Annotated in this window: 26 protein-coding genes and 1 tRNA gene; 24 read left to right on the top strand and 3 right to left on the bottom strand. The window is 33.0% G+C overall.

Annotated elements, in window-relative coordinates:
* Nucleotides 1–184: 184 nt before the first annotated feature.
* The 4 genes from polA to P8V03_RS01810 all read left to right on the top strand — a co-directional run bounded on the left by polA (nucleotide 185) and on the right by P8V03_RS01810 (nucleotide 4,276).
* Nucleotides 185–2,830, top strand: a complete 2,646-nt coding sequence (polA, locus tag P8V03_RS01825) for a DNA polymerase I (protein WP_318796562.1) — start codon at nucleotides 185–187, stop codon at nucleotides 2,828–2,830.
* Nucleotides 2,831–2,929: 99 nt separating this feature from the next.
* On the top strand, nucleotides 2,930–3,553 hold the full coding sequence (gene coaE / locus P8V03_RS01820) for a dephospho-CoA kinase (protein WP_318796561.1): 624 nt from the start codon (nucleotides 2,930–2,932) through the stop codon (nucleotides 3,551–3,553).
* 22 nt (nucleotides 3,554–3,575) lie between these two features.
* A complete protein-coding gene (locus P8V03_RS01815; protein ID WP_318796560.1) occupies nucleotides 3,576–4,124 on the top strand; it encodes a lytic transglycosylase domain-containing protein in 549 nt (182 codons plus the stop codon).
* Nucleotides 4,125–4,191: 67 nt separating this feature from the next.
* Nucleotides 4,192–4,276: transfer RNA gene (locus P8V03_RS01810), tRNA-Leu, on the top strand.
* 94 nt (nucleotides 4,277–4,370) lie between these two features.
* Here P8V03_RS01810 and P8V03_RS01805 read toward each other — a convergent pair.
* A complete protein-coding gene (locus P8V03_RS01805; protein WP_261672977.1) occupies nucleotides 4,371–4,628 on the bottom strand; it encodes a hypothetical protein in 258 nt (85 codons plus the stop codon).
* A 265-nt stretch (nucleotides 4,629–4,893) separates the two neighbouring features.
* Between P8V03_RS01805 and P8V03_RS01800 the strand changes: the two genes are divergently transcribed.
* On the top strand, nucleotides 4,894–6,063 hold the full coding sequence (locus P8V03_RS01800) for an amidohydrolase (RefSeq protein ID WP_318796559.1): 1,170 nt from the start codon (nucleotides 4,894–4,896) through the stop codon (nucleotides 6,061–6,063).
* A gap of 346 nt (nucleotides 6,064–6,409) precedes the next feature.
* Here the strand turns inward: P8V03_RS01800 and P8V03_RS01795 are convergent, their stop codons facing one another.
* The gene (locus tag P8V03_RS01795; protein ID WP_318796558.1) at nucleotides 6,410–6,811 is read right to left on the bottom strand and encodes a hypothetical protein; all 402 of its coding nucleotides are present in this window, start codon (nucleotides 6,809–6,811) and stop codon (nucleotides 6,410–6,412) included.
* A gap of 499 nt (nucleotides 6,812–7,310) precedes the next feature.
* Here P8V03_RS01795 and fdhF point away from each other — a divergent pair, with 499 nt between their 5' ends.
* From fdhF to P8V03_RS01745, 10 genes are all read left to right on the top strand, one after another.
* A complete protein-coding gene (gene fdhF, locus P8V03_RS01790) occupies nucleotides 7,311–9,449 on the top strand; it encodes a formate dehydrogenase subunit alpha (protein ID WP_318796557.1) in 2,139 nt (712 codons plus the stop codon).
* 133 nt (nucleotides 9,450–9,582) lie between these two features.
* A complete protein-coding gene (locus P8V03_RS01785) occupies nucleotides 9,583–10,794 on the top strand; it encodes a molybdopterin molybdotransferase MoeA (protein ID WP_318796556.1) in 1,212 nt (403 codons plus the stop codon).
* Nucleotides 10,772–11,299, top strand: a complete 528-nt coding sequence (gene mobB / locus P8V03_RS01780) for a molybdopterin-guanine dinucleotide biosynthesis protein B (protein ID WP_318796555.1) — start codon at nucleotides 10,772–10,774, stop codon at nucleotides 11,297–11,299. The genes P8V03_RS01785 and mobB overlap by 23 nt, the downstream gene beginning before the upstream one ends.
* A 1-nt stretch (nucleotide 11,300) precedes the next feature.
* Nucleotides 11,301–12,092 (top strand): formate dehydrogenase accessory sulfurtransferase FdhD, encoded by a 792-nt coding sequence (gene fdhD / locus P8V03_RS01775; RefSeq protein ID WP_318796554.1) that lies wholly within the window; start codon nucleotides 11,301–11,303, stop codon nucleotides 12,090–12,092.
* 95 nt (nucleotides 12,093–12,187) lie between these two features.
* A complete protein-coding gene (gene nuoE, locus P8V03_RS01770; RefSeq protein ID WP_261672984.1) occupies nucleotides 12,188–12,676 on the top strand; it encodes an NADH-quinone oxidoreductase subunit NuoE in 489 nt (162 codons plus the stop codon).
* A 2-nt stretch (nucleotides 12,677–12,678) separates the two neighbouring features.
* Entirely contained in the window at nucleotides 12,679–14,484 is a 1,806-nt protein-coding gene (locus P8V03_RS01765) for an NADH-quinone oxidoreductase subunit NuoF (RefSeq protein WP_261672985.1), read from the top strand.
* Between the two features lie 11 nt (nucleotides 14,485–14,495).
* Complete coding sequence (locus P8V03_RS01760) at nucleotides 14,496–15,254, top strand: 2Fe-2S iron-sulfur cluster-binding protein (RefSeq protein WP_318796553.1); 759 nt, start codon at nucleotides 14,496–14,498, stop codon at nucleotides 15,252–15,254.
* 53 nt (nucleotides 15,255–15,307) lie between these two features.
* Nucleotides 15,308–15,862, top strand: coding sequence for a 4Fe-4S dicluster domain-containing protein (locus tag P8V03_RS01755; protein WP_261672987.1), 555 nt, complete (start codon nucleotides 15,308–15,310; stop codon nucleotides 15,860–15,862).
* Between the two features lie 35 nt (nucleotides 15,863–15,897).
* Complete coding sequence (locus tag P8V03_RS01750) at nucleotides 15,898–17,277, top strand: [FeFe] hydrogenase, group A (protein ID WP_318796552.1); 1,380 nt, start codon at nucleotides 15,898–15,900, stop codon at nucleotides 17,275–17,277.
* Between the two features lie 72 nt (nucleotides 17,278–17,349).
* Entirely contained in the window at nucleotides 17,350–17,871 is a 522-nt protein-coding gene (locus tag P8V03_RS01745) for a 4Fe-4S dicluster domain-containing protein (protein WP_261672989.1), read from the top strand.
* Between the two features lie 68 nt (nucleotides 17,872–17,939).
* On the opposite strand, the gene P8V03_RS01740 is transcribed toward P8V03_RS01745, so the two are convergent.
* A complete protein-coding gene (locus tag P8V03_RS01740) occupies nucleotides 17,940–19,334 on the bottom strand; it encodes a sigma-54 interaction domain-containing protein (RefSeq protein ID WP_318796640.1) in 1,395 nt (464 codons plus the stop codon).
* 390 nt (nucleotides 19,335–19,724) lie between these two features.
* Between P8V03_RS01740 and P8V03_RS01735 the strand changes: the two genes are divergently transcribed.
* From P8V03_RS01735 to mreD, 9 genes are all read left to right on the top strand, one after another.
* The gene (locus tag P8V03_RS01735; RefSeq protein WP_318796551.1) at nucleotides 19,725–20,192 is read left to right on the top strand and encodes a chemotaxis protein CheX; all 468 of its coding nucleotides are present in this window, start codon (nucleotides 19,725–19,727) and stop codon (nucleotides 20,190–20,192) included.
* A gap of 168 nt (nucleotides 20,193–20,360) precedes the next feature.
* Entirely contained in the window at nucleotides 20,361–20,888 is a 528-nt protein-coding gene (locus P8V03_RS01730; protein ID WP_318796550.1) for a GNAT family N-acetyltransferase, read from the top strand.
* Between the two features lie 72 nt (nucleotides 20,889–20,960).
* Nucleotides 20,961–21,695, top strand: a complete 735-nt coding sequence (locus P8V03_RS01725) for a hypothetical protein (RefSeq protein ID WP_318796549.1) — start codon at nucleotides 20,961–20,963, stop codon at nucleotides 21,693–21,695.
* Nucleotides 21,696–21,941: 246 nt separating this feature from the next.
* Nucleotides 21,942–22,202, top strand: coding sequence for a DUF4321 domain-containing protein (locus tag P8V03_RS01720; RefSeq protein WP_318796548.1), 261 nt, complete (start codon nucleotides 21,942–21,944; stop codon nucleotides 22,200–22,202).
* 11 nt (nucleotides 22,203–22,213) lie between these two features.
* Nucleotides 22,214–22,789: a Maf-like protein gene (locus P8V03_RS01715; RefSeq protein WP_318796547.1), complete on the top strand. Its 576-nt coding sequence runs from the start codon at nucleotides 22,214–22,216 to the stop codon at nucleotides 22,787–22,789.
* A 13-nt stretch (nucleotides 22,790–22,802) separates the two neighbouring features.
* Nucleotides 22,803–23,489 carry a RadC family protein gene (gene radC, locus P8V03_RS01710; protein ID WP_318796545.1) on the top strand — a complete coding sequence of 229 codons (687 nt, stop codon included), beginning with the start codon at nucleotides 22,803–22,805 and terminating at the stop codon, nucleotides 23,487–23,489.
* 21 nt (nucleotides 23,490–23,510) lie between these two features.
* Nucleotides 23,511–24,521 (top strand): rod shape-determining protein, encoded by a 1,011-nt coding sequence (locus tag P8V03_RS01705; protein WP_261672997.1) that lies wholly within the window; start codon nucleotides 23,511–23,513, stop codon nucleotides 24,519–24,521.
* A gap of 9 nt (nucleotides 24,522–24,530) precedes the next feature.
* Nucleotides 24,531–25,376 (top strand): rod shape-determining protein MreC, encoded by an 846-nt coding sequence (mreC, locus tag P8V03_RS01700; RefSeq protein WP_318796542.1) that lies wholly within the window; start codon nucleotides 24,531–24,533, stop codon nucleotides 25,374–25,376.
* Nucleotides 25,377–25,387: 11 nt separating this feature from the next.
* Nucleotides 25,388–25,879, top strand: a complete 492-nt coding sequence (mreD, locus tag P8V03_RS01695) for a rod shape-determining protein MreD (RefSeq protein WP_318796540.1) — start codon at nucleotides 25,388–25,390, stop codon at nucleotides 25,877–25,879.
* The last annotated feature ends 2 nt before the right edge of the window (nucleotides 25,880–25,881 follow it).

The following is a 25,881-nucleotide window of genomic DNA, read 5'->3' as shown; positions in this document are numbered from 1 at the left end:
ATAAATTATTTACAGGATAAAATTTTTGAAAAAATAGAGAATAATAGTGTTAAATGTTATAATAGAGAAGCTGAGGAAAAATAAAAAAGAACTGGTTATAAAGAAGAAAGAGACACCATTGGGGGAAGCAGTGGTTTTGAGGTTGCCTAAATAAATTTAGTTAATATAATAATGGAGGTACGATATGTCTAAGGAAAAGTTATTAATATTGGACGGAAACAGTTTGATGAACAGAGCTTATTATGCACTGCCACCTTTGACCAATGCAGAGGGATTACATACTAATGGAATATATGGATTTACAAACATGCTTTTAAAAATGAAAGAAGAGATAAAACCAGACTATATAGTATGTACTTTCGATAGAAGTGCACCTACTTTTAGGCATAACGAATATAAGGATTATAAAGCTGGAAGAAAGAAGATGCCAGATGAATTAAGGGAGCAGTTTCCAGTAGTGAAACAACTTTTAGAACTTTTGGCTATTAACATATTCGAGATAGATGGCTTTGAAGCAGATGATTTGATAGGTACTATTTCAATCTTTGCAGAAAAGAAGGATATAGAGGTTTATATAGTTACTGGAGACAGAGATGCCCTTCAACTAGCTTCAGATAGCATAAAGGTTATTATAACTAAAAAGGGTATTACAGAAAAAGAGCTTTACGATAAAGATAGAATGATTGGAGAATTAGGAGTAACTCCAACTCAATTTATTGATGTTAAAGGACTTATGGGAGATGCATCTGATAACATACCGGGAGTTCCTGGTATAGGGGAAAAAACTGCGTATAAGTTAATAAGGGAATATGGAAGTATAGAAAATGTCCTTCAGAATATAGATAATATAAGTGGCAAAAAAATTAAAGAAAATTTAATGCAGTATAGTGAACAGGCAGTTTTTAGTAAGAAGCTAGCCACTATTGTGACTGATGCACCTATAGAAATAGACTTAGATTCAATAAAATCAAAAGAGAATTATGACGCTAAAGGGGTAAAAGAATTATTTATTAAGCTTCAATTTAAATCTCTCTTAGATAAAATTCCTGGTGCAGAAGGTACTGATGAAGGTGAAGCTGAAGACAATACAGAAGATATAAAGATAAGTTACGATATAATTGAAAGTATAGAAAAGTTTAGAGAATTAACAGACCACTTATGTGAAAGTAAGGAACTATTATATTTGACCTTTAAAATAGCTGAAGCAAATGTATATTCAAAAAGTTATATAGAGCAAATATTTATAAATATAAAGGAAAAGAATTACGTAGTAGAACTAAAGACACTATATGATGAAAATAGAGATGAAGTTATAGCTCTGTTAAAGAGAATATTTGAAAATCACAGTGTTGAAAAGGTAAGTCATGATGTAAAGGTACCTCATACTATACTGCATAAAATGGGGGTAGACTTTGTAGGGATGAAATTTGACACCAAGATAGCTGCTTATCTAATAGATTCTTCAAGAGGAAAATATGAGTTAAGTGATATTATAGAGCATTACTTAAAGGTAAATATTCAAGAAGATGATAAAGATAGTCAGGCTAGAGCAACTTCTCTTTTATATAAATTATACACAACCTTAGAGTCTCATATAAGAGAAGCTGAAATGGAAGAACTTTTATATAAAATGGAACAGCCTTTAACTGATGTTTTATCATCTATGGAATACGAGGGCTTTAAAGTAGATAAGGAAAAGTTAGATGAGCTTGGAAAGAAATTTAAATCTGAAATAAGCTCTATTCAGAAGGAAATTTATGATTTAGCAGAGGAAGAATTTAATATAAACTCTCCTAAGCAACTTGGAAAGATATTATTTGAAAAATTAGATTTACCTGTAATTAAAAAGACTAAAACTGGATATTCCACTAATGCAGAGGTACTGGAGGAACTATCAGATAAACATCCTATAATAGAAAAGATTACCTACTATAGACAACTCACTAAATTGTATTCAACTTATATTGAGGGTTTAAAAGCTGTAATAGATGAGGACGGCAAAATTCATTCTAGCTTTAATCAAACTGTAACAACTACTGGAAGACTTTCAAGTACAGAACCTAATCTGCAAAATATTCCTATTAAATATGAAATGGGAAGAGAAATAAGAAAGGTTTTTGTACCAAATAATGAAGATAGTATTATAATTTCAGCAGACTATTCTCAGATAGAGCTCAGAGTACTTGCACATATTTCTGGAGATGAGAATTTAATAGATGCCTTTTTAAATCATAGTGATATACATACAAAAACTGCATCTGAAGTTTTTAGAGTTCCTATGGAGGAGGTTACATCTTTACAAAGAAGTAATGCAAAGGCAGTAAACTTTGGTATAGTATACGGCATAGGAGATTTTAGCTTAGGAAAAGATCTAAAGATTTCAAGAAAAGAAGCAAAAAACTATATAGACACATATTTCGAAAGATATCCAGGTGTAAAAAAATACATGGATGATATAATAAAACATGCAAAGGAAAATGAGTATGTTACGACAATAATGAATAGAAGAAGATTTATACCAGAGATAAATTCTTCAAATAAGATGGTAAAATCCTTTGGAGAAAGACTGGCTATGAATGCTCCTATTCAAGGTAGTGCAGCAGATATTATAAAATTAGCTATGGTTAACGTATATAATGAGCTTGAGAAAAGAAATTTTAAAAGCAAGGTTATACTTCAGGTTCATGATGAATTAATTCTTAATGCCTACAGGGATGAAATAGATGAAGTTAAGTCTATAGTTAAAGAGGAAATGGAGAAAGTCCTTCAGCTAAAGGTACCCCTTGAAATAGATATGAATATAGGAGAGAATTGGTACGAAGCAAAATAAGTAACCTGAAGGTATTGGGATAAGTAACAATACCTTCAGATTAACCATAAATCTATTAATTGAAATAAGCTTAAGATTATTTATATCTGAGGTGATAAGGTGTTAAGAATTGGTCTAACAGGTGGAATAGGAAGTGGGAAAAGTACGGTTTCTAGTATATTAAGAGAAAAAGGCTTCAATATTATAGATGCAGATGTAATTGCTAGAGAGGTATTGCTGTTATATCCTATAATATTAGAAAAAGTAAAAGAATGTTTTGGAGAAAAGTTCTTTGATGAAAGCGGGCAGCTAAAAAGAAAAGAATTTGGTAATTTTATCTTTGCAGAGGAAGAGAGAAGAAAACACTACGAAGATATAATATTACCTTATATTAAAAAAGAAATTTTTCATAGAATTAAAAGATTCGAAGAAGAGAAAAATGAAATTTGTGTTCTTGATGCTCCTACTCTAATTGAAAATGGGCTACATAAAGAAATGAATATAAACATACTTGTTTGGGTGGATATAGACACTCAAATAGAAAGAATAAAAAAAAGAGATGATTTGTTAGACACTGAAATAATTGATAGAATAAACTCACAGATGACTTTGGAAGAAAAGAGAGAGTTTGTAGACTATATAATTGATAATTCTCATACAATAGAAAGAACAAAAAAGGAACTAGAAAATACGCTAAAGGAAATAGGCAGAAAATATAGGGGGGTGGAGTGCCTTAGAACCTAAAGGTCTAAAGGCATAATTTAGATTGAAATTTATAAAACGTGCATTTGTGCTTATATTGATAGTTATACTACTGATGAATGGAAAAAATATTGGGAAACACTTTTTTCCCCTTAAGTATTCAGAGCATATATTTGAATACTCACAACAATATGATTTAGATCCATACTTAGTTGCAGCAGTAATAAAAACTGAGAGTAACTTTGAAGAGAAAGCTAAGTCTAACAAAAATGCATATGGACTTATGCAGATCACAGGAGACACAGCGGAGTGGGCAGCTGAAAAAATGGATATAGCTTATCCTGGTGACAGTATGCTTTATGATCCAGAGTTTAATATAAGAATGGGTTGTTGGTATTTAGATGATCTTAGAAGAGAATTTAACGGAAATATGGAACTAGTGCTAGCAGCTTATAACGGAGGAAGAGGAAATGTGCAGAAGTGGCTCAACAATGAGGAAAATTCTGCAGATGGTAAAAATCTTCACTACATACCATTTAAAGAAACGGACAAGTATGTAAAAAAGGTTAAAGTAAATTATAGTGTTTATAAATATCTATATGGTAAGGAATAAACAGGCAGTATGCTTTAATTATAAAGTTGACAATTGATAAAAATGTAGTATAATATAACCATAAAGTGCAGATGTGGTGGAACGGCAGACACGCTATCTTGAGGGGGTAGTGTCCACAGGGCGTATGGGTTCAAATCCCATCATCTGCACCAAGTAATAAAATTATGAAATATTTGTTAAGACTTATTTTGAATTTAAATTATGCAATAAAGAGAGGTAAAATTACCTCTCTTATTTATTTGCTTATTAAGTATCAAAGGCCTTTATAATAACATAATCAGCACCGTCATCTAAAGCATAATCTATAGCTTCACTTCTGCTGACACCGTTTATAACTATGTTATCCTCTGTAGTATTTATCTCTGTAAGACTCTTTACAATTTTAGCATCATTTTCTCCAGATTTCTTCATATCATGTATTTGATCAAAGGTATTCTGGCTTATCTGTTTAACTGCACAAGAGTTTTCATCTTGCATTAATATTACCGAATATTTTTTTGCCATATCTGAAAACCTCCATTAGTAATTCTTTTATATATTCTAGTGTGCCACCTTTAGTCTTTTTTATAACTAGATTTATATGTAAGTGCAGTCTTAATTAAAGTGAATCAAATTTCCATACTAGGCTATGAGAATATGTAGAATAAAATACTAATATTAGGTTATCCTAAAGGTGGATTTTGTTTTATGGATGATATTTAATGAGATATGGTTTTGATTATAGTTTCTATAAAAATTAATTAAGTATGCATAATATGAGGTGGAGTATATGAAGTCAATATTACTTAAAAATTGTTTATTAATAGAAGATAGCAAAGGAACTACAATAAAGAAGGATATATTAGTTAAGGATGGAAAAATAACTGACATAGATAACGTTATTAACTATGAAGCTGAAGATATAGAAGTTTTTGATATTAAAGAAAATTATGTTTTACCAGGATTTGTAGATTGTCATACCCATATAGGAATTATAGAAGAAGCTACAGGAAAACTAGGAATTGATAATAACGAGACGTCAAATCCTATAACACCACACTTGAGGGCATTAGATGGCATAAACCCCTTAGACATTGCATTTAGAGATGCAATAGTATCAGGAGTTACTACAGTTATGAGTGGACCAGGAAGCAACAATCCGGTAGGAGGTCAAAACATAGTTTTAAAGACCCATGGTAATATAATAGATAGAATGGTTATAAAAAATCCTTCTGGTCTTAAAATTGCCTTCGGTGAAGATCCTATGAGTACCTATGGACAAAAGGATAAATGTCCTGTTACAAGAATGGGAGTTGCATCACTAATAAGGGAATTATTTATGAGGACTGAAGATTATATTCAGCGCAAAGAAGCAGGTAAGATAACAGAAAGAGATGCTAAATTAGAGGCAGTAGTTCCTCTGTTAAGAGGAGAAATGATCTTAAGAGCCCATGCCCACAGAGCAGATGATATAGTTACAGCTATAAGAATAGCAGATGAATTTAATATTAAAAAATTAGTTATAGAACATGGCACAGAAGCACACTTAGTTAAGGAATATTTAAAAGAAAAGAATGTACCAATAGCCTTTGGACCAATGCTTACTCCTAGAATAAAAATGGAGCTGAGAAAAAGAAACTATGGTTCTGCAGTAGATTTAGTAGAGTCTGGTGTAAAGATAGCTTTGATGACGGATCATCCTTACAATTCCATAGATCAGTTAAGAGCTGTTGCTGCACTAGCTGTATCAGAGGGGTTAAAAAGATTAGATGCTATAAAGTGTATAACTATAAGTGCGGCAGAGTTGCTAGAATGTGGTGATAGGCTGGGAAAAATAGAGAAGGGATATGATGCAGATATAATAGTGTTAAATGGTGATCCGTTAGATGTAGTTAATACGAAAGTAATAATGACTATTATAAATGGGGAAGTTGTCCATAGGAGAGAAACTCATTCTTAAAACATCGGGATGCTTCAGTTTTAGAATTAAAGCTACAGTAATAGATAACATACATAGATGACTAACCATACACAAATATTCCAATAGTATACTTAAATAAATACTGACGACATTTTTAGGACAAAAAAATTGTTTTTTCTTTTATTAATTTTCTTATAATTATCAATAAATTTAATAACTATGTGAAATAAATAATTATAAAGTATACTATATCTAGTAAAATGTTAAAAGGAAAAGACATTACTAAATATAATATACTTTATTTAAAATATATTTAGTAATGCCTTAATGAAGGAGATGTTAATGCTACTAAACCTAATGGTTCAGTAGCTATTAAAAATATCAGTTATCTTTTACTTTGTCTTGATTTTTCATTTAATTTTCTAGTTTCTTCTAGTGCTGGGTCACTAAAGTTGTTCATACCAGAACTTATACTACTAGTCATTCCCATATTGGAAGCTCCCATACCAGAAGAGTTTTGTCTAGATTGTGCATTAAGTTGTCTTGCTTCTTCAAGTGCAGGGTCGCTTGAACTATTCATACTAGAACTTATGCTGCTAGTCATTCCCATGTTGGAAGCTCCCATACCGGAGGAGTTTTGTCTAGATTCTGCATTAAGCTGTCTTGCTTCCTGAACATCTGAGTCACTTGAGCTGCTGCTTATGCTGTTAGTCATTCCAGCACCTGAGGATTTTTGTCTAGATTGTTGATTAAGTTGTTTTGTTTCTTCTAAATAGTTTTTATCCATAGATTTTACTCCCTCCAAAATATTAATTTAGTATTTATTTTAAAACCATTAATATAATTCCCTCCTTACATAATACTATTCAATTATAAAGGTACCAAATTAAGGTACAAAGGGGTGGAGTTTTGTTAAAGTAATAACATAAATTACTAAGAAAATATTATAAAAGGTCACAATATTCAAAAAAAGGTTTTCGATTTTAATTTAACTATATTAAAGGAAAGCTAAAATATCCATGTCTTTCAATGGCATTTTAGAATTTAACCTTTATTTTGGCCGATTAGGGCTGTAGCATCTTTTAACAAAGTTAGCTTGACTTTAATTTCAGAATATTTTAAAATGTAATTATATTACACAGTTTGTTATAAGAAGGAATTGCTTACAAATAATAGAACAAAATATGATTAGTAATATGTAGTTAATTAAAATAGTCATAATGAACAACTAATGAACTTATATATATAACATCAGGTATGAGTAGGTCTTAAAGGGAGGGAAAAGAATGGAACAAAAAATACTAACAATATGCCCTTATTGTGGTGCTGGATGTAACCTTAATTTGATTTTAGAAGATGATAAAATAGTAAGAGCAGAACCAGCTAATGGTAGAACAAATGAAGGAAGTCTCTGTCTTAAAGGGTATTATGGATGGGATTTTTTAAATGATCCCCAAATTTTAACTGCACGCTTAAAAAGCCCAATGATTAGAAGAAATGGTGAATTACAAGAGGTTTCTTGGGATGAAGCTATTAGTTTTACTGCATCTAAGTTAAAGGAAATAAAGGACAAGTATGGTGCTGATGCTATAATGGGAACAGGCTGTGCGCGGGGATCTGGTAATGAAGCTAACTATATAATGCAAAAATTTATGAGGGCAGTAATCGGCACTAATAATGTAGATCACTGTGCTAGGGTTTGACATGCCCCTTCCGTAGCCGGTCTGGCTTACGTATTAGGAAATGGAGCTATGTCAAATGGAATTCATGAAATAGACGATACTGATTTACTATTTATTTTTGGTTATAATGGTGCGGATTCACACCCTATAGTGGCTAAAAGAATAGTTAAAGCAAAGGAAAAGGGAGCAAAGATTATTGTAACTGATCCAAGAATAACAGAGTCTGCTAGAATATCTGATTTGTGGCTTCCAATAAAGAACGGTACTAATATGATACTGGTTAATGCCTTTGCTAATGTTCTAATAAATGAAGGACTTTATAATAAGGAATATGTTGAAAAATATGTTGAAGGTTTTGAAGAGTATAAGGCTTTAGTTGAAAAGTACACTCCAGAATATGCGGAAAAGATGACAAGTGTTCCAGCAGAAGATATAAGAAAAGCTATGAGAATGTATGCTGAAGCAAAGAATGCTATGATACTTTACGGTATGGGAGTGTGTCAATTTGGTCAAGCTGTTGATGTAGTTAAGGGACTAGCCTCCTTAGCATTATTAACTGGAAACTTTGGAAGACCAAGTGTAGGTATAGGACCTGTAAGAGGTCAAAATAATGTTCAAGGGGCTTGTGATATGGGAGCACTACCAAATGTGTATCCTGGATATCAAAGTGTTGAGGATGATGCTATAAGAGAAAAGTTTGAAAAAGCATGGGGAGTAGACCTTTCCAATAAAAAGGGTTATCATTTAACAGAAGTTCCAAAGCTTGTGTTAGAAGAAGATAAGATTAAAGCTTACTACATAATGGGAGAAGATCCGGTTCAAAGTGATCCAAATTCCGCAGAGGTAAGAGAAGCTTTAGATAAAATGGAACTTGTAATTGTTCAAGATATATTTATGAATAAAACAGCACTTCATGCAGATGTAATACTTCCAGCTACATCATGGGGAGAGCATGAAGGAGTATTTAGTTGTGCTGATCGTGGATTCCAAAGATTCAGAAAGGCAATTGAGCCAAAGGGTAATGTAAAACCTGATTGGCAAATAATTTCTGAAATAGCTACAGCTATGGGATATCCAATGAAGTACAATAATACTGAGGAGATATGGGATGAGCTTAGAGGCTTATGTCCAAATTTCTCAGGAGTAACTTACAAGCGTTTAGAAGAACTTGGTGGAATCCAATGGCCTTGTCCTACAGAGGATCATCCTGGAACTTCCTACCTATACAAAGACAATAAATTTAATACGCCAAATGGCAAAGGAAGATTATTTGCAGCAGAGTGGAGACCTCCTATGGAGCTTACTGATGAGGAATACCCACTTAGTTTATCAACGGTCAGAGAAGTAGGACATTATTCTGTAAGAACTATGACTGGAAACTGCCGCGCCCTTCAACAACTTGCTGATGAGCCTGGATATGTTCAAATAAATCCAAAGGACGGAGAAAGATTTGGAATTAGGGATCAGGAATTAATTAGAATAACTTCACGAAGAGGTTCTGTGGTAGCAAGAGCATTAATAACAGATAGGGCTAATGCTGGAGCTGTTTATATGACTTACCAATGGTGGGTAGGTGCATGTAATGAGTTGACTTTAGATAATTTAGATCCTATATCCAAAACACCAGAGTACAAGTACTGTGCAGTAAAGGTGGAGGCTATAGAAGATCAAGAAGCGGCAGAAAGATTTGTTAAAGATGAGTACGACAATATTAGAAAAAAAATGAATGTACAGTTTAAGTAGGTATATATTCGTAGGTTTTTACTAAATATAATAACTAGCATCCGGTGGTAATATTCCATCGGATGCATTAAAAGAAGAAAGTAGTTTCTAATTACAATAATATAATATGACAGCATTTAGGGAGGAATATGAAGTGATAACTGTTGAAGAAGCCTTAAGTACAATAATTGCAGAAACAGAAGTTTTAGGAACGGAAACATTAAATTTAATATCTTCGCTTAATAGGGTTTTAGCAGAAGATATTTATTCGAAGGACAATCTACCTCCTTTCGATAAATCAGCTATGGATGGATATGCAATTAAGAGTAAGGATACCGAGGGATGTTCAACTGAAAAACCAGCAAGGTTAAAGGTAAAAGGAGTCATAAAGGCAGGAGATCTCTATGAAGAAGAATTACATAGTAAAGAAGCAATAAAAATCATGACTGGAGCACCATTACCTAGGGGAGCTGATACAGTTATTCAGGTTGAGAAAGTAAAAGAATTCAGTGATGAGATAACTATAATTGAGCCTATAGGCAGAGAAAAAAACATACTAAAGATGGGTGAAGAAATTAGAAGTGGTGAATTAGCAATACCTTTAGGAAAGAAAATAAGACCAGCAGAAATAGGTTTATTAGCTTCTTTAGGATATAGCAAAATCAAAGTACATAAAATACCTAAAATAATTTTGCTTACTACTGGAGACGAGCTAATAGATATTGAAGAAAAGTTAACACCAGGGAAAATAAGAAATTGCAATGAATATTCTCTTCTAGCCCTTGCCAAAAATCTCGGTGCAGAGGTAAAATCCTATGGAGTAATTAGAGATGATCCGAATTTGATTTTTGAGAAGATTGAAGAGGCCTTTGAAGAAGGAGATATAGTGATAAGTTCTGGTGGTGCTTCTGTTGGAGACTATGATTTTATTCACGATAGTCTAAAAAAATTAAAGGTAGATACTAAGTTTGAAGCAGTGGCTATTAAGCCAGGAAAACCAGTAACCTTTGCAAAGTTCAAAAATAAGTTATATTTTGCCCTTCCAGGCAATCCTTTGTCTGTAATAAATACTTTTGAACAGTTTGTAAGTCCTGCTATCAAGAAAATGATGGGAATTGATGAGGTAAGTGCTGATGAGTTTCCTGTAATTTTAGAAGAGGACTTTAAAGTTAAAAAAGGCAGAGACAACTATGTTTATGTGGATATAAGAAAAAAAAATGGAGCTTATTATGCATATAAGGCTGGCTCACAGGGGTCAAATCAACTTTTAACTATAAGTAAAGCAAATGGAATTATAATTATTGATAAAGATACATCTATAGTGAGAGCAGGAGAGATTTTAAATGGAAGATTTATATTTAAATAAGATACCAGTAATTTCTATATTAGCATCTAAGTCTGGTACTGGAAAAACTACCTTAATTAAAGAAATTATAAAAGACCTTAAAAGTAAAAACCATAAGGTAGGAGTTATTAAACATGATGTACATAAATTTCAAATAGATTATCCTGGTAAAGATACATATCAGTTTACTGAAGCAGGAGCAGATAACGTTGTAATTGCTTCAGGATCTAAATTAGCATTAATACAAAGACTAGAAGTACCAAAAACTGTAGAAGAGCTACTGTGGCTCTTTCCTAATGTGGATATTATTATTTGTGAAGGTTTTAAAGGAAATATTTTTCCTAAGATAGAGGTTCATAGAAAAGAAATAAATGAGGGTTTATTATATAAAAATAGTGATATATCGAATTTTATAGCTGTTGCCAGCAATGAAAAATTAGAACTAGATATTCCTGTCTTAGATTTAAATGATGCAAAGACAGTAACTAAATTCATTGAAGACAACTTTTTGAGGAGGACTCAATAATTTGAATAAGACAATAAAGTATTCTGTAGTTAAGTATGATAGAACTGAAACTGAAACTGTAGAAGAAATTATGATATATGAGTATCCATTGAGTATCATTTTAAGTGATACTCATATCACAACTTTGACATGTACTCCGGAGAACCTTAAGGCTTTAGTAGTTGGATATCTGAGGACTCAGGGAATAATAGATTCCATGGAGGACATAAAGACTTTAGAAATAGATGAGAAAAGTGGAATAGCAAGAGTTAATATAAATTCAAATATGGATAAAAAGCCCTGCAGGCAGGTTTTACCTGTAGGGTTTAATGAAAATAATGAAAAAGAGTTTTTTCAAAAGCTTATTAGAGATTTGAACTGCAAAGTTGTAAAAGACAACAATATTACCATAGGAATCGAAAAGATTTACCACCTAATGAAAGAAAATCTTTCATACTCGGAAGCTTTTAAACAAACAGGGGGAGCTCACTCTATTGCTTTATGTGATAAGGAAAAGGTATTGTTTATATGTGAAGATGTAGCACGGCATAATGCAGTGGATAAAGTAATGGGGGAAGCACTTATACGTAATATATCTCTTGAAGATAAAATACTACTTATAAGTGGGAGAGTATCCTTTGAAATGGTCTTGAAAACTTCAAAATCAGGCATACCAATAGTAGTTTCAAAATCAGCACCGACTAATCTTTCAATAGAACTTTCCAATGCGCTAAATATAACATTAATTGGTTTTGTACGGGGAGAGAAGGCTAACATATATACAAATTCTTATAGAGTAACAGAGAAAAATTAATAAGTTTTATATTTAATCAGTTCTAGTTAAGGGTTAAGCGGAATAGTCATACTATTCTGTTTATATATAATTACCAATAGAAGGGGGATTAATTTATGGAGGCGGCACAAAAAGAAATTCTACAAAATGACTCCTTATGTGCAAGAGACGTAATAGAAAAATATCCTAAGGAACAGAGATTTACTTTAGCTATACTTCAGGACATACAAAGAAAGCATAAGTATATACCAAGAGAAGCATTAGAAACTCTTGCTGAATACTTAGATATACCTGTAAGTAAGTTATATGGTATGGCAACTTTTTATAAAGCTTTAAGCTTAACACCAAAGGGAGAATATATAGTAACTGTATGTGATGGAACAGCTTGTCACGTTGCAGGTTCAATGGTTGCTCTTGATGAGATTGAAAAGTGCCTAGGTATTAAAGCTGGACAGACAACAGAAGATCTTAAGTTCTCAATTAATACTGTTAACTGCATAGGATGTTGCGCTATAGCACCTGTTATGATGATTAATGAGAGATACTATGGGAACCTAACACCTAAAATGGTAAAAGAAATTCTTGATGAATATAGAGGTGAGTAGTGATGAGTATAAAGAAAACTATTTATGTATGTTGTGGAACAGGTTGTTTAGCTAGAAACAGTATGGAGCTATATGAAGAACTTAAGAAAAAAGTAGCTGAATTAGGGGCAGCAGCTGATGTGCAAGCTGAATATGAGTTCAAAGCTACAGGCTGTGATGGTCTATGTGAAAAAGGACCTGTAGTAAAGATTCAGCCTGATGATATTGCTTACTTTAAGGTGAAATTTGAAGATGCACAGGAAATTGTAGAAAAAACAATAATGAAGGGTGAGGTTATTGATAGACTTCTTTACCTTGAAACTTCAACAAAACAAAGATTAAGAAATCATAAACAAAGTGAATTCATGAAAAGACAGATAAAAATAGCACTTAGAAACGTAGGAGAAATAGATCCTGTTGTTTTTGAAGACTATTTAGAGAAAGATGGATACAAGGCCCTTCATAAAGTAATCTTCGATATGAAAAAAGGGGATGTTATAGAAGAGGTAACTAAATCCGGCCTTAGAGGAAGAGGTGGTGCAGGTTTCCCAACAGGACGTAAGTGGAAAACTGCATTTGGTATAGATACTGATCAAAAGTATGTTGTGTGTAATGGTGATGAAGGTGACCCAGGTGCTTTCATGGATAGAAGTATAATGGAAGGCGACCCTCACAGTGTTATAGAAGGTATGGCTATATGTGCTTATGCTATCGGAGCAAACCAAGGCTTTGCATATATAAGAGATGAATATGGACTAGCTATTGAAAATATGAAGCTAGCAATAAAGCAGGCAAGAGAAAGAGGATATCTTGGTAAAAACATAATGAATAGTGGTTTTGACTTTGATATTGACATAGTAAGAGGTGGTGGAGCCTTCGTATGTGGAGAATCTACAGCATTACTATCTTCAATAGAAGGAAAGGTTGGAGAACCAAAAGCTAAGTATATCCATACTACTGAAAAAGGTTTATGGGGACAGCCTACAGTACTAAATAACGTAGAAACCTGGGCTAATATTCCAATAATAATGAATAAGGGTGGAGAATGGTACAGTTCTATAGGAACTATGAAGGATAGTAAAGGTACTAAAGCTTTTTCATTAGTTGGTAAAGTTAAGAATACAGGTCTAGTAGAAGTGCCAATGGGAACTACTCTTAGAGAAATAATATATGATATCGGCGGCGGAGTACTAAATGATAGAGCCTTTAAAGCAGTTCAAATAGGAGGTCCTTCTGGTGGATGTCTGCCTGAGGAATACTTAGATTTACAAGTAGACTATGATACTCTAGTTAAGGCTGATTCTATGATGGGTTCTGGCGGTATGATCGTTATGGATGACAGAACTTGTATGGTTGACGTTGTAAGATACTATCTAAACTTCCTTGCAGAAGAATCCTGTGGAAAATGCGTTCCATGCAGAGAAGGCGTAAAGAGAATGCTTGAGATATTAACAGATATATGTGAAGGAAGAGGAAGAGAAGGAGATATAGAAGAACTTCAAAAAATTTGTAAGACTGTAAAGAGTGCAGCATTATGTGGACTTGGAAAGAGTGCACCAAATCCAGTTGCAGCAGCTATTAGATATTTTAGAGACGAATTTGAAGAGCACATAAGAAATAAGAGATGTCGTGCAGGAGTATGTAAGGAGCTTACAACTTTTGTCATAGACGAAGAAAAGTGTATTGGTTGTGACTTATGTAAGAAGAACTGCCCTGTGGACGTTATCAGTGGTGAGATTAAAAAGCCTCACACAATTGATACTGACAAGTGTGTAAGATGTGGTAACTGTATGAACATTTGTAAGTTTAATGCAGTTAAAGTTAAATAGGGGGTGCTGCTATGAAAATTATAATTGATGGAAAAGCATGTGAAGCAGAACATGGTGAATATATACTACAAGTGGCAAGAAGAAATAACATATATATACCTACATTATGTCACAGTGACGCTCTTGCAGGGCTCGGAAGCTGCAGACTTTGTGTAGTTGAAGTAATAGACAGAGGAAGAGCAAAGGTTGTAACATCTTGTATATTCCCTATTACAGGTGAAGTTGAAGTTGTAACTAATTCTAAAAAAATAAGAGAAATGAGAAAAGATATAATCATGCTTCTTCAAGCTAGATGTCCTGAGAATGAAGAACTTAAGAAAATGGCAGCAGAATTTGGAGTTGAGGAAGAGAGAGTAAATAGATTTAAGCTTGATAGAAGTGAAAACTGTGTACTTTGCGGGCTTTGTGCAAGAGCTTGTGAAGAAATGGGCACTGGTGCTATATCCACAGTTGACAGAGGTATCTTTAAAAAGGTATCTACACCATTTGAGGACCCATCTCCAGAATGTATAGGTTGTGCTGCTTGTGTAAATGTATGTCCAACTAATGCAATAAAAATGGTGGACAAGGATGGAGAAAGAGAAATATGGGGCAAAAAGCTTAAGTTACAAGCTTGTGAAAGCTGTGGTAAGGAATTTGCTACTGTAGACCACTTAAGATTTGCATTTAAGAGATCCGGAGTGGAAATGGAAAAGGCCCTCTGTGAAGATTGTAAGAGAAAGGCTAGCTTAGAGAATATAAAAAATATTTTTGAAGGTTTAGAGCTGTAGCTTAGAGTTACTTAGAATTGAGAATTGGAAATTAAGGAAGGGTGGTAAGTTAAATGAAACCAGATCTTAACTCTTTTGTGATGGGGGACCCAAATAAGTGTATCGGATGTAGATCCTGTGAAGTAGCTTGTGCAGCAGCTCATAGAGAAGATAATACAGGTGCAACAATAGGTACTATGGATACCCCTATAATACCAAGATTGTTTTTTATAAAAAATAAAAATGCAGCTATGGAAATTCAGTGTAGACATTGTGAAGATGCTCCTTGTGCAAATTCATGTCCAGCTGGAGCAATAACTGAAGTAGATGGAAGTATAGTAATAGATGATAAAGCTTGTATAGGATGTAAGACTTGTAGTCTAGTATGTCCAGTTGGAGCAATTGATTTATTACCAAGGTATGTAGGAAAAGTAGTAAATGGCGGAATTGACCGTAAGTTAACTATAATGGCGTATAAGTGTGACATGTGCAAAGAAGCTGGTGGTACACCAAATTGCATTAAGGCATGTCCAAAAGATGCTTTAAAAATAGCTACCCCAAAAGAAGATAAGACAGATCGTAATGTTAAAGCGGTTTTAGGGTTACTTAACCTTAACAAAAATCTGTAGGATGTAAAAATCCGGAAAAGAAAGGGATGTTAGAGATGTCAACAAATACTGCCATAATAAATATAGATAAAGAATTATGTACAGGTTGCAGACGTTGTTCAGATGTTTGTCCTGTTGACGCAATAGAAGGCAAAGAAGGAGAGCCACAGCAAATAAATGCAGATAAATGCGTAATGTGCGGACAATGTGTACAGACTTGTAAAGGCTATGCTCCTATGTATGAGGAAATTCCAACACCTAGAAGTAAAAAACTCTATGATAGAGGAATGTTAAAAAGCGTAAAAGAGCCTATATTTGCAGCCTTTAATAAAGGTCGTGTAAATGAAGTTAGTGACTTATTACAAAATAAAGATATGTTTAAGGTTGTACAATGTGCACCAGCAGTAAGAGTAGGATTAGCTGAAGATTTTGGCTTACAATTAGGAACACTTACTCCTGGAAAACTAGCAGCGGCACTTCGCAGATTAGGTTTCGACAGAGTATATGATACAAACTTTACTGCAGACCTTACCATAATGGAAGAAGGAACTGAGCTTATAAAAAGGGTAACAGAAGGTGGAACCTTACCAATGTTTACATCCTGCTGTCCAGCATGGGTTAAGTATGTAGAACAAACATATCCAGAACTTATTGACCATCTTTCAACCTGTAAATCACCACAGCAGATGGCTGGAGCAGTATTTAAAACCTATGGTGCTAAAATCAATAATGTTAACCCAGCTAGAGTGTTTAGCGCATCCGTTATGCCATGCACATGTAAACCTTTTGAAGCAGACAGAGAGGAAATGCAGGATAGTGGCTATAGAGATGTAGATGTGGCTATAACAACAAGAGAATTAGCACAATTAATAAAAGATAAAGGTATTGATTTCAACAGCTTACCTGAAGAAGAGTTCGATAATCCACTAGGAAATTACTCTGGTGCAGGTACTATTTTTGGTCTAACTGGTGGAGTTATGGAAGCAGCTCTTAGAACAGGCTATGAACTTATAACTAAGCAAGCTATACCAAGTGTAGATCTGACTGCTGTAAGAGGTGGAGAAGGCTTTAGAACAGCAGAAGTAGAAGTTGGAGACTTAAAGTTAAAGGTTGGAATAGTTTCAGGACTAAAACATGTTGAACCTTTAATGGAAAAGGTAAAAGCTGGTGAATGTGATTTGCATTTTGTAGAAGTTATGACTTGTCCTGAAGGCTGTATAAGCGGAGGCGGACAGCCAAAGCTAATTTTAGATGAAGACAGGGATTTAGCTTATAATAACAGAAAAGCTGGACTTTACAATCATGATGCAAACTTAGAGATTAGAAAGTCCCATGAAAACCCTGCTATAAAGAAAATATATGAAGAGTTCTTTGGAGAACCTTTAGGTCATAAATCCCATGAACTTCTGCATACAAGTTATAAGTGTAGAAAATAGTTTTGACATACCAACCATGTTATGCCACTAACTTCTGCATACACATTATGAATGTAGAAAGGAGATCTAGTAATGACAAATCGCTTCGTAGTAGCTGACCCTAAAAAATGTATAGGCTGTAGAACTTGTGAAATTGCCTGCGTTGTATCTCATTCAGATACAAGTATTTTTGAGGAAGATTCTAGAGATATTCAATTTAATCCTCGTTTAACTGTAATTAAGACAGCAAAGGTGAGTGCACCAGTTCAATGTAGACAGTGTGAAGAATCTCATTGTGCTAAGGTGTGTCCAGTGGATGCCATAAAAAATAAGGATGGCTGTTTAGTTGTAGATGAAAATCTATGCATAGGCTGTAAAACCTGTATAGTGGCTTGTCCATATGGATTAATTGAGCTAGTTGCACAGTATAAGGATGGAGAGAAAGTTTACCAAGACAGATTAAAGCGTATTGGTGAAGAAGGTGGAGCTGAGGATAAAGAGAGGATAGTTGCTAACAAATGTGATCTTTGTAGAGATAGAGATCAAGGACCAGCTTGTATGGAGGTTTGTCCGACTTCTGCTCTAAGAATAATTAAATATGAAGATATAAGTTAAAACAAAGTGGACAGTTATGAGATTCTTCTCCAACTGTCCACTTTATTTCATGAGGGATAAATATATTTCTAGTGTTTGTTAAAATCATCTAAATCAATTCCGTACTTGTTTATTTTTCTATAAATTGTGGCTTTTCCTATCTTTAGCAAAACTGCTGCTTTTACAGCGTTTCCACCACAGTGTTTAAGTGCTTCCTTTATGCAGTTTTTCTCAACCATTTCCAAAGGAAGTATTTCCTTAGGATGTGGATGATTGTGCTTATGTTCTGGAGAAACTACGTGGGTATGGGTTACTACTGTTCTTATCTTGTTAAGTATATTTGAAGTAATTAAAGAATCCTCACAAAGATAATAAGATCTTTCTACTAGATTTCTAAGTTCACGTATATTTCCATCAAAACTGTAGTTTTTTAGTTTTTCTATATAGGATGAATCAGGGTATTTAGGATTACATGGGTTTTTGGAATTTAATTTAGTAATGAAAAATTGAGCTAAAGGTTCAATATCTTCTTTTCTTTCTTTTAATGGCAGCAGGTGTAGGTTCATCACGCTAAGTCTATAATAAAGATCGCTTCTAAAATTCTTGTTTTCTATCTCTTCTGTAAGAGTTCTGTTGGTTGCAGCAATTACTCTTACATCAATGGTTTTTTCATAAGTACCGCCTACCCTTACAATTTTAAGGTTGTCCAATACTCTAAGAAGTTTTGATTGTATGTCTAAAGGAAGTTCACCGATCTCATCTAAGAATATAGTTCCGCCGTCAGCAAGTTCAAATTTTCCAGGATTTCCTCCTTTAGATGCTCCTGTAAAGGCGCCTTTTTCATAACCAAAAAGTTCACTTTCAACTAATTCCCTTGGAATTGCAGCACAGTTTACTGCAACAAAAGGACCACGATGTCTTGAACTATAATTATGAATTGACTGTGCAAACACCTCTTTTCCTGTACCACTTTGTCCTTCGATTAGTATATTACAATTAGTTTTAGCAGCTTTTTCTGCAAACTCAACTATATTCCTCATTTCCTCGGTTCTGGTGATTATATCATCAAAGGTAAAAGATGCCTTATATCCTACAACCTTGTTAACAATGTTATGTAAGTTTTTAGTATCTCGTAAGGATAGAACTAATCCAATATTCTTACCTCTAACTCTAACGGGAATAATATTGGTGGAGCACCTTATTTGGGTTCCATTTGAGTAAAAACTGCAGTCTTCATCAAAATGTTTTTCTCCAGTTAAAAGAATTGTATTTATAATATCATCCTTAAGAATATTGTTTAAATAGGTTTCGTATAGCACATCTTCCTTTATACCAAGAGTTTTAACTGCAGCAATATTTACTTTTTTTATCAAAAGATTTTCGTCTGTAACAATTAAACCATCATTTGAAGAGTCAAAGACAGCTTGAAGTATAAAGGAAGAAATATCATATTCCAATATGCTATCCATATCTATTCTACACATATCGCCTATATCTGACCAGAATTCTAAATCGTTCATAAAGTGCCTCCCCAAGCTTTATTTTACATAAGAACTGTATTTAGTGAGTAATTAATATAGAAGTGCAAAAAATTAATACTTATAAGATTATTGTAACATATTTTAGCAGTATATTAAATATTTAACTGTTTCATAATGATATTAAGTAAAAAATAGCTTTATTATGAGAAAAAAATTCCCATAATGATAAAAAATGCTGTGAATTTTAATCATTTTGATACAAAAAATATTAGAATTCAAAATAATATAATTTTATGTTGAATTTACATTGAATTTGTATAATAATTTATATAAACAATATAATTTTTGTATAAATTTAATGATATATGATAGATATTAGGAGGAAGAACTACAATGAACGTAGAGTATATTAATCCATTTATAGAAGCTACCCAGGATATGCTTAGCCAGGTGGCTAATGCAAAAACTACTTTAGGTAAAGTTTTCTCAAGAAATTCGTCCTTTAATGGAGATAACGTTGTTATAATAGTAGGTATAGCAGGAGATTTGAAAGGACAGGTTATTTTTAACTTACGTAATGAATCAGCTTGTAGTATTGCTTCCAGTATGATGTGTGGTATGCCTGTATCTAAATTAGATGACATGGCTAGATCCGCTATTAGTGAACTGGCAAATATGATTTCAGGAAATGCTGCAACAATATTTTCTACAAAAAAAATAGCTTTAGATATAACACCACCTACTATAATGATAGGAGATAACATAGAGATATCTACAACAAAATCTACTTCAGTATGTGCACCTCTTACCATGGAGAATGGTAACTCTTTTGAAATAAACATTTCACTTTCCGATAAATAGAATAGAGTAATAGTAAAAATTCCTGGGCTATATGATAGTTCAGGAATTTTATTATTATCTCTTTAGTAATTTGGCCAGCAAATATAGAATTTATTAAAATAAAGGAATTTAAAGACCAATGTAGAATTTAAAATTTAATGTATTTTTAAGCGGTAAAGAGGTGGAAGTATGTTAGATGTAAATATAGATTTTGGAGATATCAGTGTGTCGAGGATAGAAAAGGTTGATTTGCCGCAGATAGAAATGTGTATGGAACTTGAAAAACAGTTCTTAGGAGGTATAGACAATTTAGATGAGCTGTCAGAAAGGTTTTGGGAAAGCTATATAAGCGAATGTGAGTTTTTCCTAAAGGTAAATAAAAGAGAAAAATTAATTGGAATTTTGAAGGGAAGAATGGAATTTAAAAACCCTAATGAAGTATGGATTTGGTTTTTCTATCTTAATAATAACTATAAAGACACTGATTTAGGTAGTAAAATAATTAAAGAATTAATTAAATACTTTTCAGAGGAATATGGTACAGATATATTTTTCACCAGAGTAGCGAGAAACGACTCCCTAAATATTAGTTTTTGGAAAGAAGTTGGATTTGAAACAGTTAGAATGGTAAAGAATTTTTATCGTATTGATAATGAGTATGTAGACATGTTAATTATGAAAAAGATATTAACCAGTAATAAATTTAATACAATATAAATATTAATAGTATATATAACAGTTTATCTTTATAAAAGTAAGTTGGGAGGACTTTTAGCTGGGGGTGAGAAAATGAAGTACACACGGTATGATCTGAAAAGGAAAAACGATAATAAAGCTTTTATATTAATGATACTTTTGGTATTTATTTTAGCTTTTATACTTGGAACTGCTATCTTTAGATTGTTGACAGGAAACGCTTTAGGGTTTAATAGAGGGGAAAGTAATACTAATAATGGGGGTATCGTTAATAATTCATCTAAAGCAGTAGATAGTTCTAGCAAGAACACAGGTACTAGCGATAAAATTGTTAAATATATAGCAGTACAGGGTGGCATATACCAAAACAAGGAGAATGTAGACAGCGAGAAGAATCTATTGATACAGTACGGAACTCCTTTTACAGTAGTTGAAAATGGCAAAACTAGAGTGTTTTTAGGAGTTTATACGGAAAGTCATGGAGAGGAAATAATTAAATCTCTTTCAGAACAAAAGGTAGACAACTCTAAAATGCTTTTTACCATAAGTAAGAACGACCTATGTGATAGTGAGATAACGGAAATAGTAAATGCTAACTTACAAATATTGAACAAGCTATCAGAAAAAGATGTTAAAGCTATACAGACAGAAGAGTTAAAGAAATGGTGTTCATCCTTAAAAAAAGTAGATAAAGATAGTAAAAATATAAATTTACTGAATGATATCAAAAATCATGTCAATAATATGCCTAAGGAGTTGTCTAAAGACAAGGCTGCAGAAAATTATGCTTACATATATAGTATTTTAAAAAAAATGAGTCAAAAGTAGAATAAGATAATTGCTATAAGCTTTAAGTATGCATAGGTACTTAAAGCTTATTGTTTTTAATCCTGATTATTAATGAAGGGAACTTAAGTTTTCAAATAGATAAAGAGAAACTTTATAAGTCTTTACCATGAATAAACAACCTGTAAATTATTTTAAAAATTTTTCTAAACAATATCATATATACTTGTTTATGAATTTATTAAATGATAAACTATATTAGATATATTATTAAGGTAGGGGATGTCTGTGAGAGGGGTTGAAAAAGGCATAAGTTTCTTATGGTTTATAATATTCTTAGGTGCTGTATGTGGCAGTCTCATTGGAGATATACTAGGAAGTAGCCTAAGTATTTTAAATTTTCTCAAGGACTCTTATGCGATAGGTACATCAACACCAATTATATTAAATCTTAAGGTTATGGTTTTAACCTTAGGTTTAAATTTTAATATTAATATTATGACTATAATTGGTATAATTGTGGCTATAATACTATACAGAAGATATTAGGAAGTGGGATTATGAAAATCATTTTAGCGTCGGCTTCTAGCAGAAGACAGGAGTTACTAAATAGATTAATAGAGGATTTTAAAATTATAGTTAGTGATTTTGATGAAAACTCTGTTGAATTTAAAGGTGACTGCGGTTCCTATGTTATGGAGTTAGCAGAAGGGAAAGCTTTAGACGTCTGCAATAAAGTAAAAGAAGAGGCTATTGTAATAGGATGTGACACTATAGTGTCTTATAAGGACACTATACTAGGAAAGCCACAGGATGAAAAAGAGGCATTTAATATGCTTAAGCTTCTAAGTGGCAACATACATCAGGTATACTCTGGAATAGCTGTTGTAAATAATAGCAGCGGTAAAATAATAAGGGAGTTTGTCTGTACAGATGTAAAATTTGACAAATTATCCGACATGCAAATAGAAAAGTACATAGAAAAGGGAGAGTATGCAGATAAAGCAGGAGCTTATGGCATCCAAGGATATGGTGGGATTTTTGTTGAAGAAATTCACGGGTGCTATTATAATGTTGTAGGGCTTCCTTTAAATAAATTGTCAAAAATGCTGAAGGAGATGGGGGTAAATCTATAAGGAGTATAATTTTATGGAAGAAACTTTAAAGATTATGGATTTACCAGAAGGCGAAAGACCTAGAGAGAGATTATTAAGATACGGTGTTGAGGCTTTATCAAATGCTGAACTTTTAGCAGTAATTCTAAGATCCGGAAGTAAAAAGGAAAATATATTAAACTTAAGCAGTAGAATTATTAAAGAAAATGGGGGATTAAGTGGCATTTTAAATTCCACGTTAGAAGATTTTATAAGCCTCCATGGAGTTGGTAAGGTAAAAGCGGCACAACTTATGGCTTTAGTAGAAATTTCTAAAAGATTTAAGTCCTACAAAGATGGTGATGAATATAAAATATCCTCACCAAAGGATGCGGCAGATTTAGTTATGGAAGAAATGAGAAGTTTAAAACAGGAGCATCTGAAGGTAATAATGTTAAATACAAAAAATGTAGTAATTTTTACTAAGGATGTTTCCGTTGGAAGTCTAAATTCATCTATAGTTCATCCAAGGGAAGTCTTTTGCGATGCTATTAGAAAAAATAGTGCTTCTATAATTATATGTCACAATCATCCATCAGGGGACCCCGTTCCTAGCAATGAAGATATTAATATAACTTGCAGGTTAAAAGAATGTGGAAAACTTTTAGGTGTTGACTTATTAGACCATTTGATTATAGGAAATGGAAAATACACTAGTCTTAAGGAAAAAGGAATAGTATAAAAAGTGAAAGGAGAATTTAGAATGGGATTTTTCGGAATGTCTAAGGACATGGGAATTGATTTAGGAACAGCTAACACTTTAATATATGTTAAGGGAAAAGGTATTATGCTTAGAGAGCCCTCAGTAGTGGCTATTAATAGTGATGTAAAGAAGGTACTTGCTGTTGGTGATGAGGCAAAGCAAATGATTGGAAGAACTCCAGGAAACATAGTTGCTATAAGACCGCTAAAGGATGGGGTTATAGCTGATTTTGACGTAACTCAAACGATGTTAAGAAAGTTTATTGAAAAAGTGAGTCCAAAGTCTGCTTTTACAAGTCCTAGAATAGTAGTATGCTTTCCATCAGGAGTAACTGAGGTTGAAAAGAGAGCAATAGATGAGGCTACAAAACAGGCTGGTGCAAGAGATGTACTGCTTATGGAAGAGCCTATGGCAGCGGCAATTGGTGCTGGACTTCCAGTAAATGAACCAACAGGAAGCATGATTGTTGACATCGGAGGAGGTACTACAGAAGTAGCTGTAATATCTCTTGGAGGTATTGTTACAAGTAAATCCTTAAGAGTTGCTGGTGATGAACTAGAGCATGCTATAATGAGCTATATTAAGAAGGAATATAGTCTTGCTATAGGAGAAAGAACAGCAGAAAATGTTAAGATAGAGCTAGGTTCAGCCTTTGATACTGGAGAAGAAAACTCTATGGAAATAAGAGGAAGAGACCTTATTTCAGGTCTACCTAAGGTTATAAACATTACATCACCAGAAGTAAGAGAGGCTTTAAAGGAACCAGTAGCAGCAATAATTGACTCAATTAAAACAACTCTTGAAAAAACTCCACCAGAACTTGCTTCAGATATTATGGACAAAGGAATTATGTTAGCAGGTGGTGGTGCTATGCTTAGAGGACTAGACCTGCTTATAAATAAAGAAACTCATATGCCTGTTCATATAGCAGAATCTCCTCTTGACTGTGTTGCACTAGGCGCTGGAAAGGCACTAGACACTATTGATAAAATAGTAGCTAGCAGAAAATAGAAAATAGACATGAAATTTTTGAAGAATAAACTGGCGGTAACTATAGTGGTACTGTCAGTTACATTTTTAATTTTAATTTCACGCAGTATTAAGAGGGATAGTATTTCATACATGGGAAATGGTATAGGAATAACCTTTAATTCCCTGCAGGGTGGTTTGTATAAGTTTAATACTAAGGTTAAAGATTCTGTAAGTTTTATTTTTAGTTTTTCAAGAGTAAAAGAGGAAAATGAGCAGTTGAAAAAGAAAAATAGTCAGCTTGAAAGCAAGGCTCTTGATTACGATTCATTAAAAAATGAAAATGAGAGATTGAGAGAAATGCTGAACTTTAAAGACCAGAGATCAGAATATAATTATATTGGCTGTGACATAATAGGGAAAAGTGGTAGTGGACTTTTAGATCAATTTGTAATAAACAAAGGAAGTAAAGATGGTATTGAAAAGCAAATGATTGCAATAACCTCTCAAGGGTTAGTTGGTCAGGTTACTAGTGTTGGAAGTAACTGGGCTATAGTTCAGACTTTAGCCAACGAGAATCTGGCAGTAAGCGGAACCATAGAAAGCACAAATGATAACAGTGGGATAGTTAAAGGTTACAAAGACAGTGATAACAGATTACTTGCAAAGTTATACTATCTTCCTTTAGATTCAAATGTTAAAAAAGGCGATGTAATATTAACTTCAGGGCTTGGTGGACTTTATCCAAAGGGAATAAGAATTGGATCTGTAATAAATGTAGAAGAAGATAAGGGCAAAGTAATGAAAAATGCTGTAATTAAGCCTTATGTTGACTTTAACAAGCTTGAAGAACTGTTCATAGTTATGCCTAAGAACAAAATAGAAGTAAAGTACTAAGGTGATATAAGATGAAAAAAATAATGGTTTTGGCTCTTTTATCAATTCTATTTTTTATATTAGATAATATATTTATGCCTTTTTTAGCAGTAAAAACTATCTATCCTAGTATGGTTTTAGTTTTTATAATCTGCTATTCTATTGTTAACGGGAAATGGGAAGGCTTATGGCTAGGTGTTTTTTGTGGTCTGCTTCAAGATGCATATTTTACTAGTGCTTTTGGGCTAAATGCTTTTGTAAATATGATAGTGTGCTTAATAGCAGGAGTTATAGGAGATAACATATTCAAGGAAAAGAGACTAATTCCAGTAGCCTCCTGCTTTATACTTAGTTTTTTAAAGGGTATTTTGTTGCTTTTAATACTATATTTAAATGCAATATATATGGACTTCAAAGACATACTTTATATAAGTCTTTATAATAGTATTGTCTGCGTGCTACTTTATAAAAGTATATATAAACTCTGCGGAAAAGAATATATGCAGAGACGATGGAAGTTTTAGAG

This window comes from Clostridium tanneri, from assembly GCF_033659955.1.
Lineage (GTDB): Bacteria > Bacillota > Clostridia > Clostridiales > Clostridiaceae > Clostridium_AM > Clostridium_AM tanneri.
This window is presented reverse-complemented; position numbering and strand designations above follow the sequence as displayed.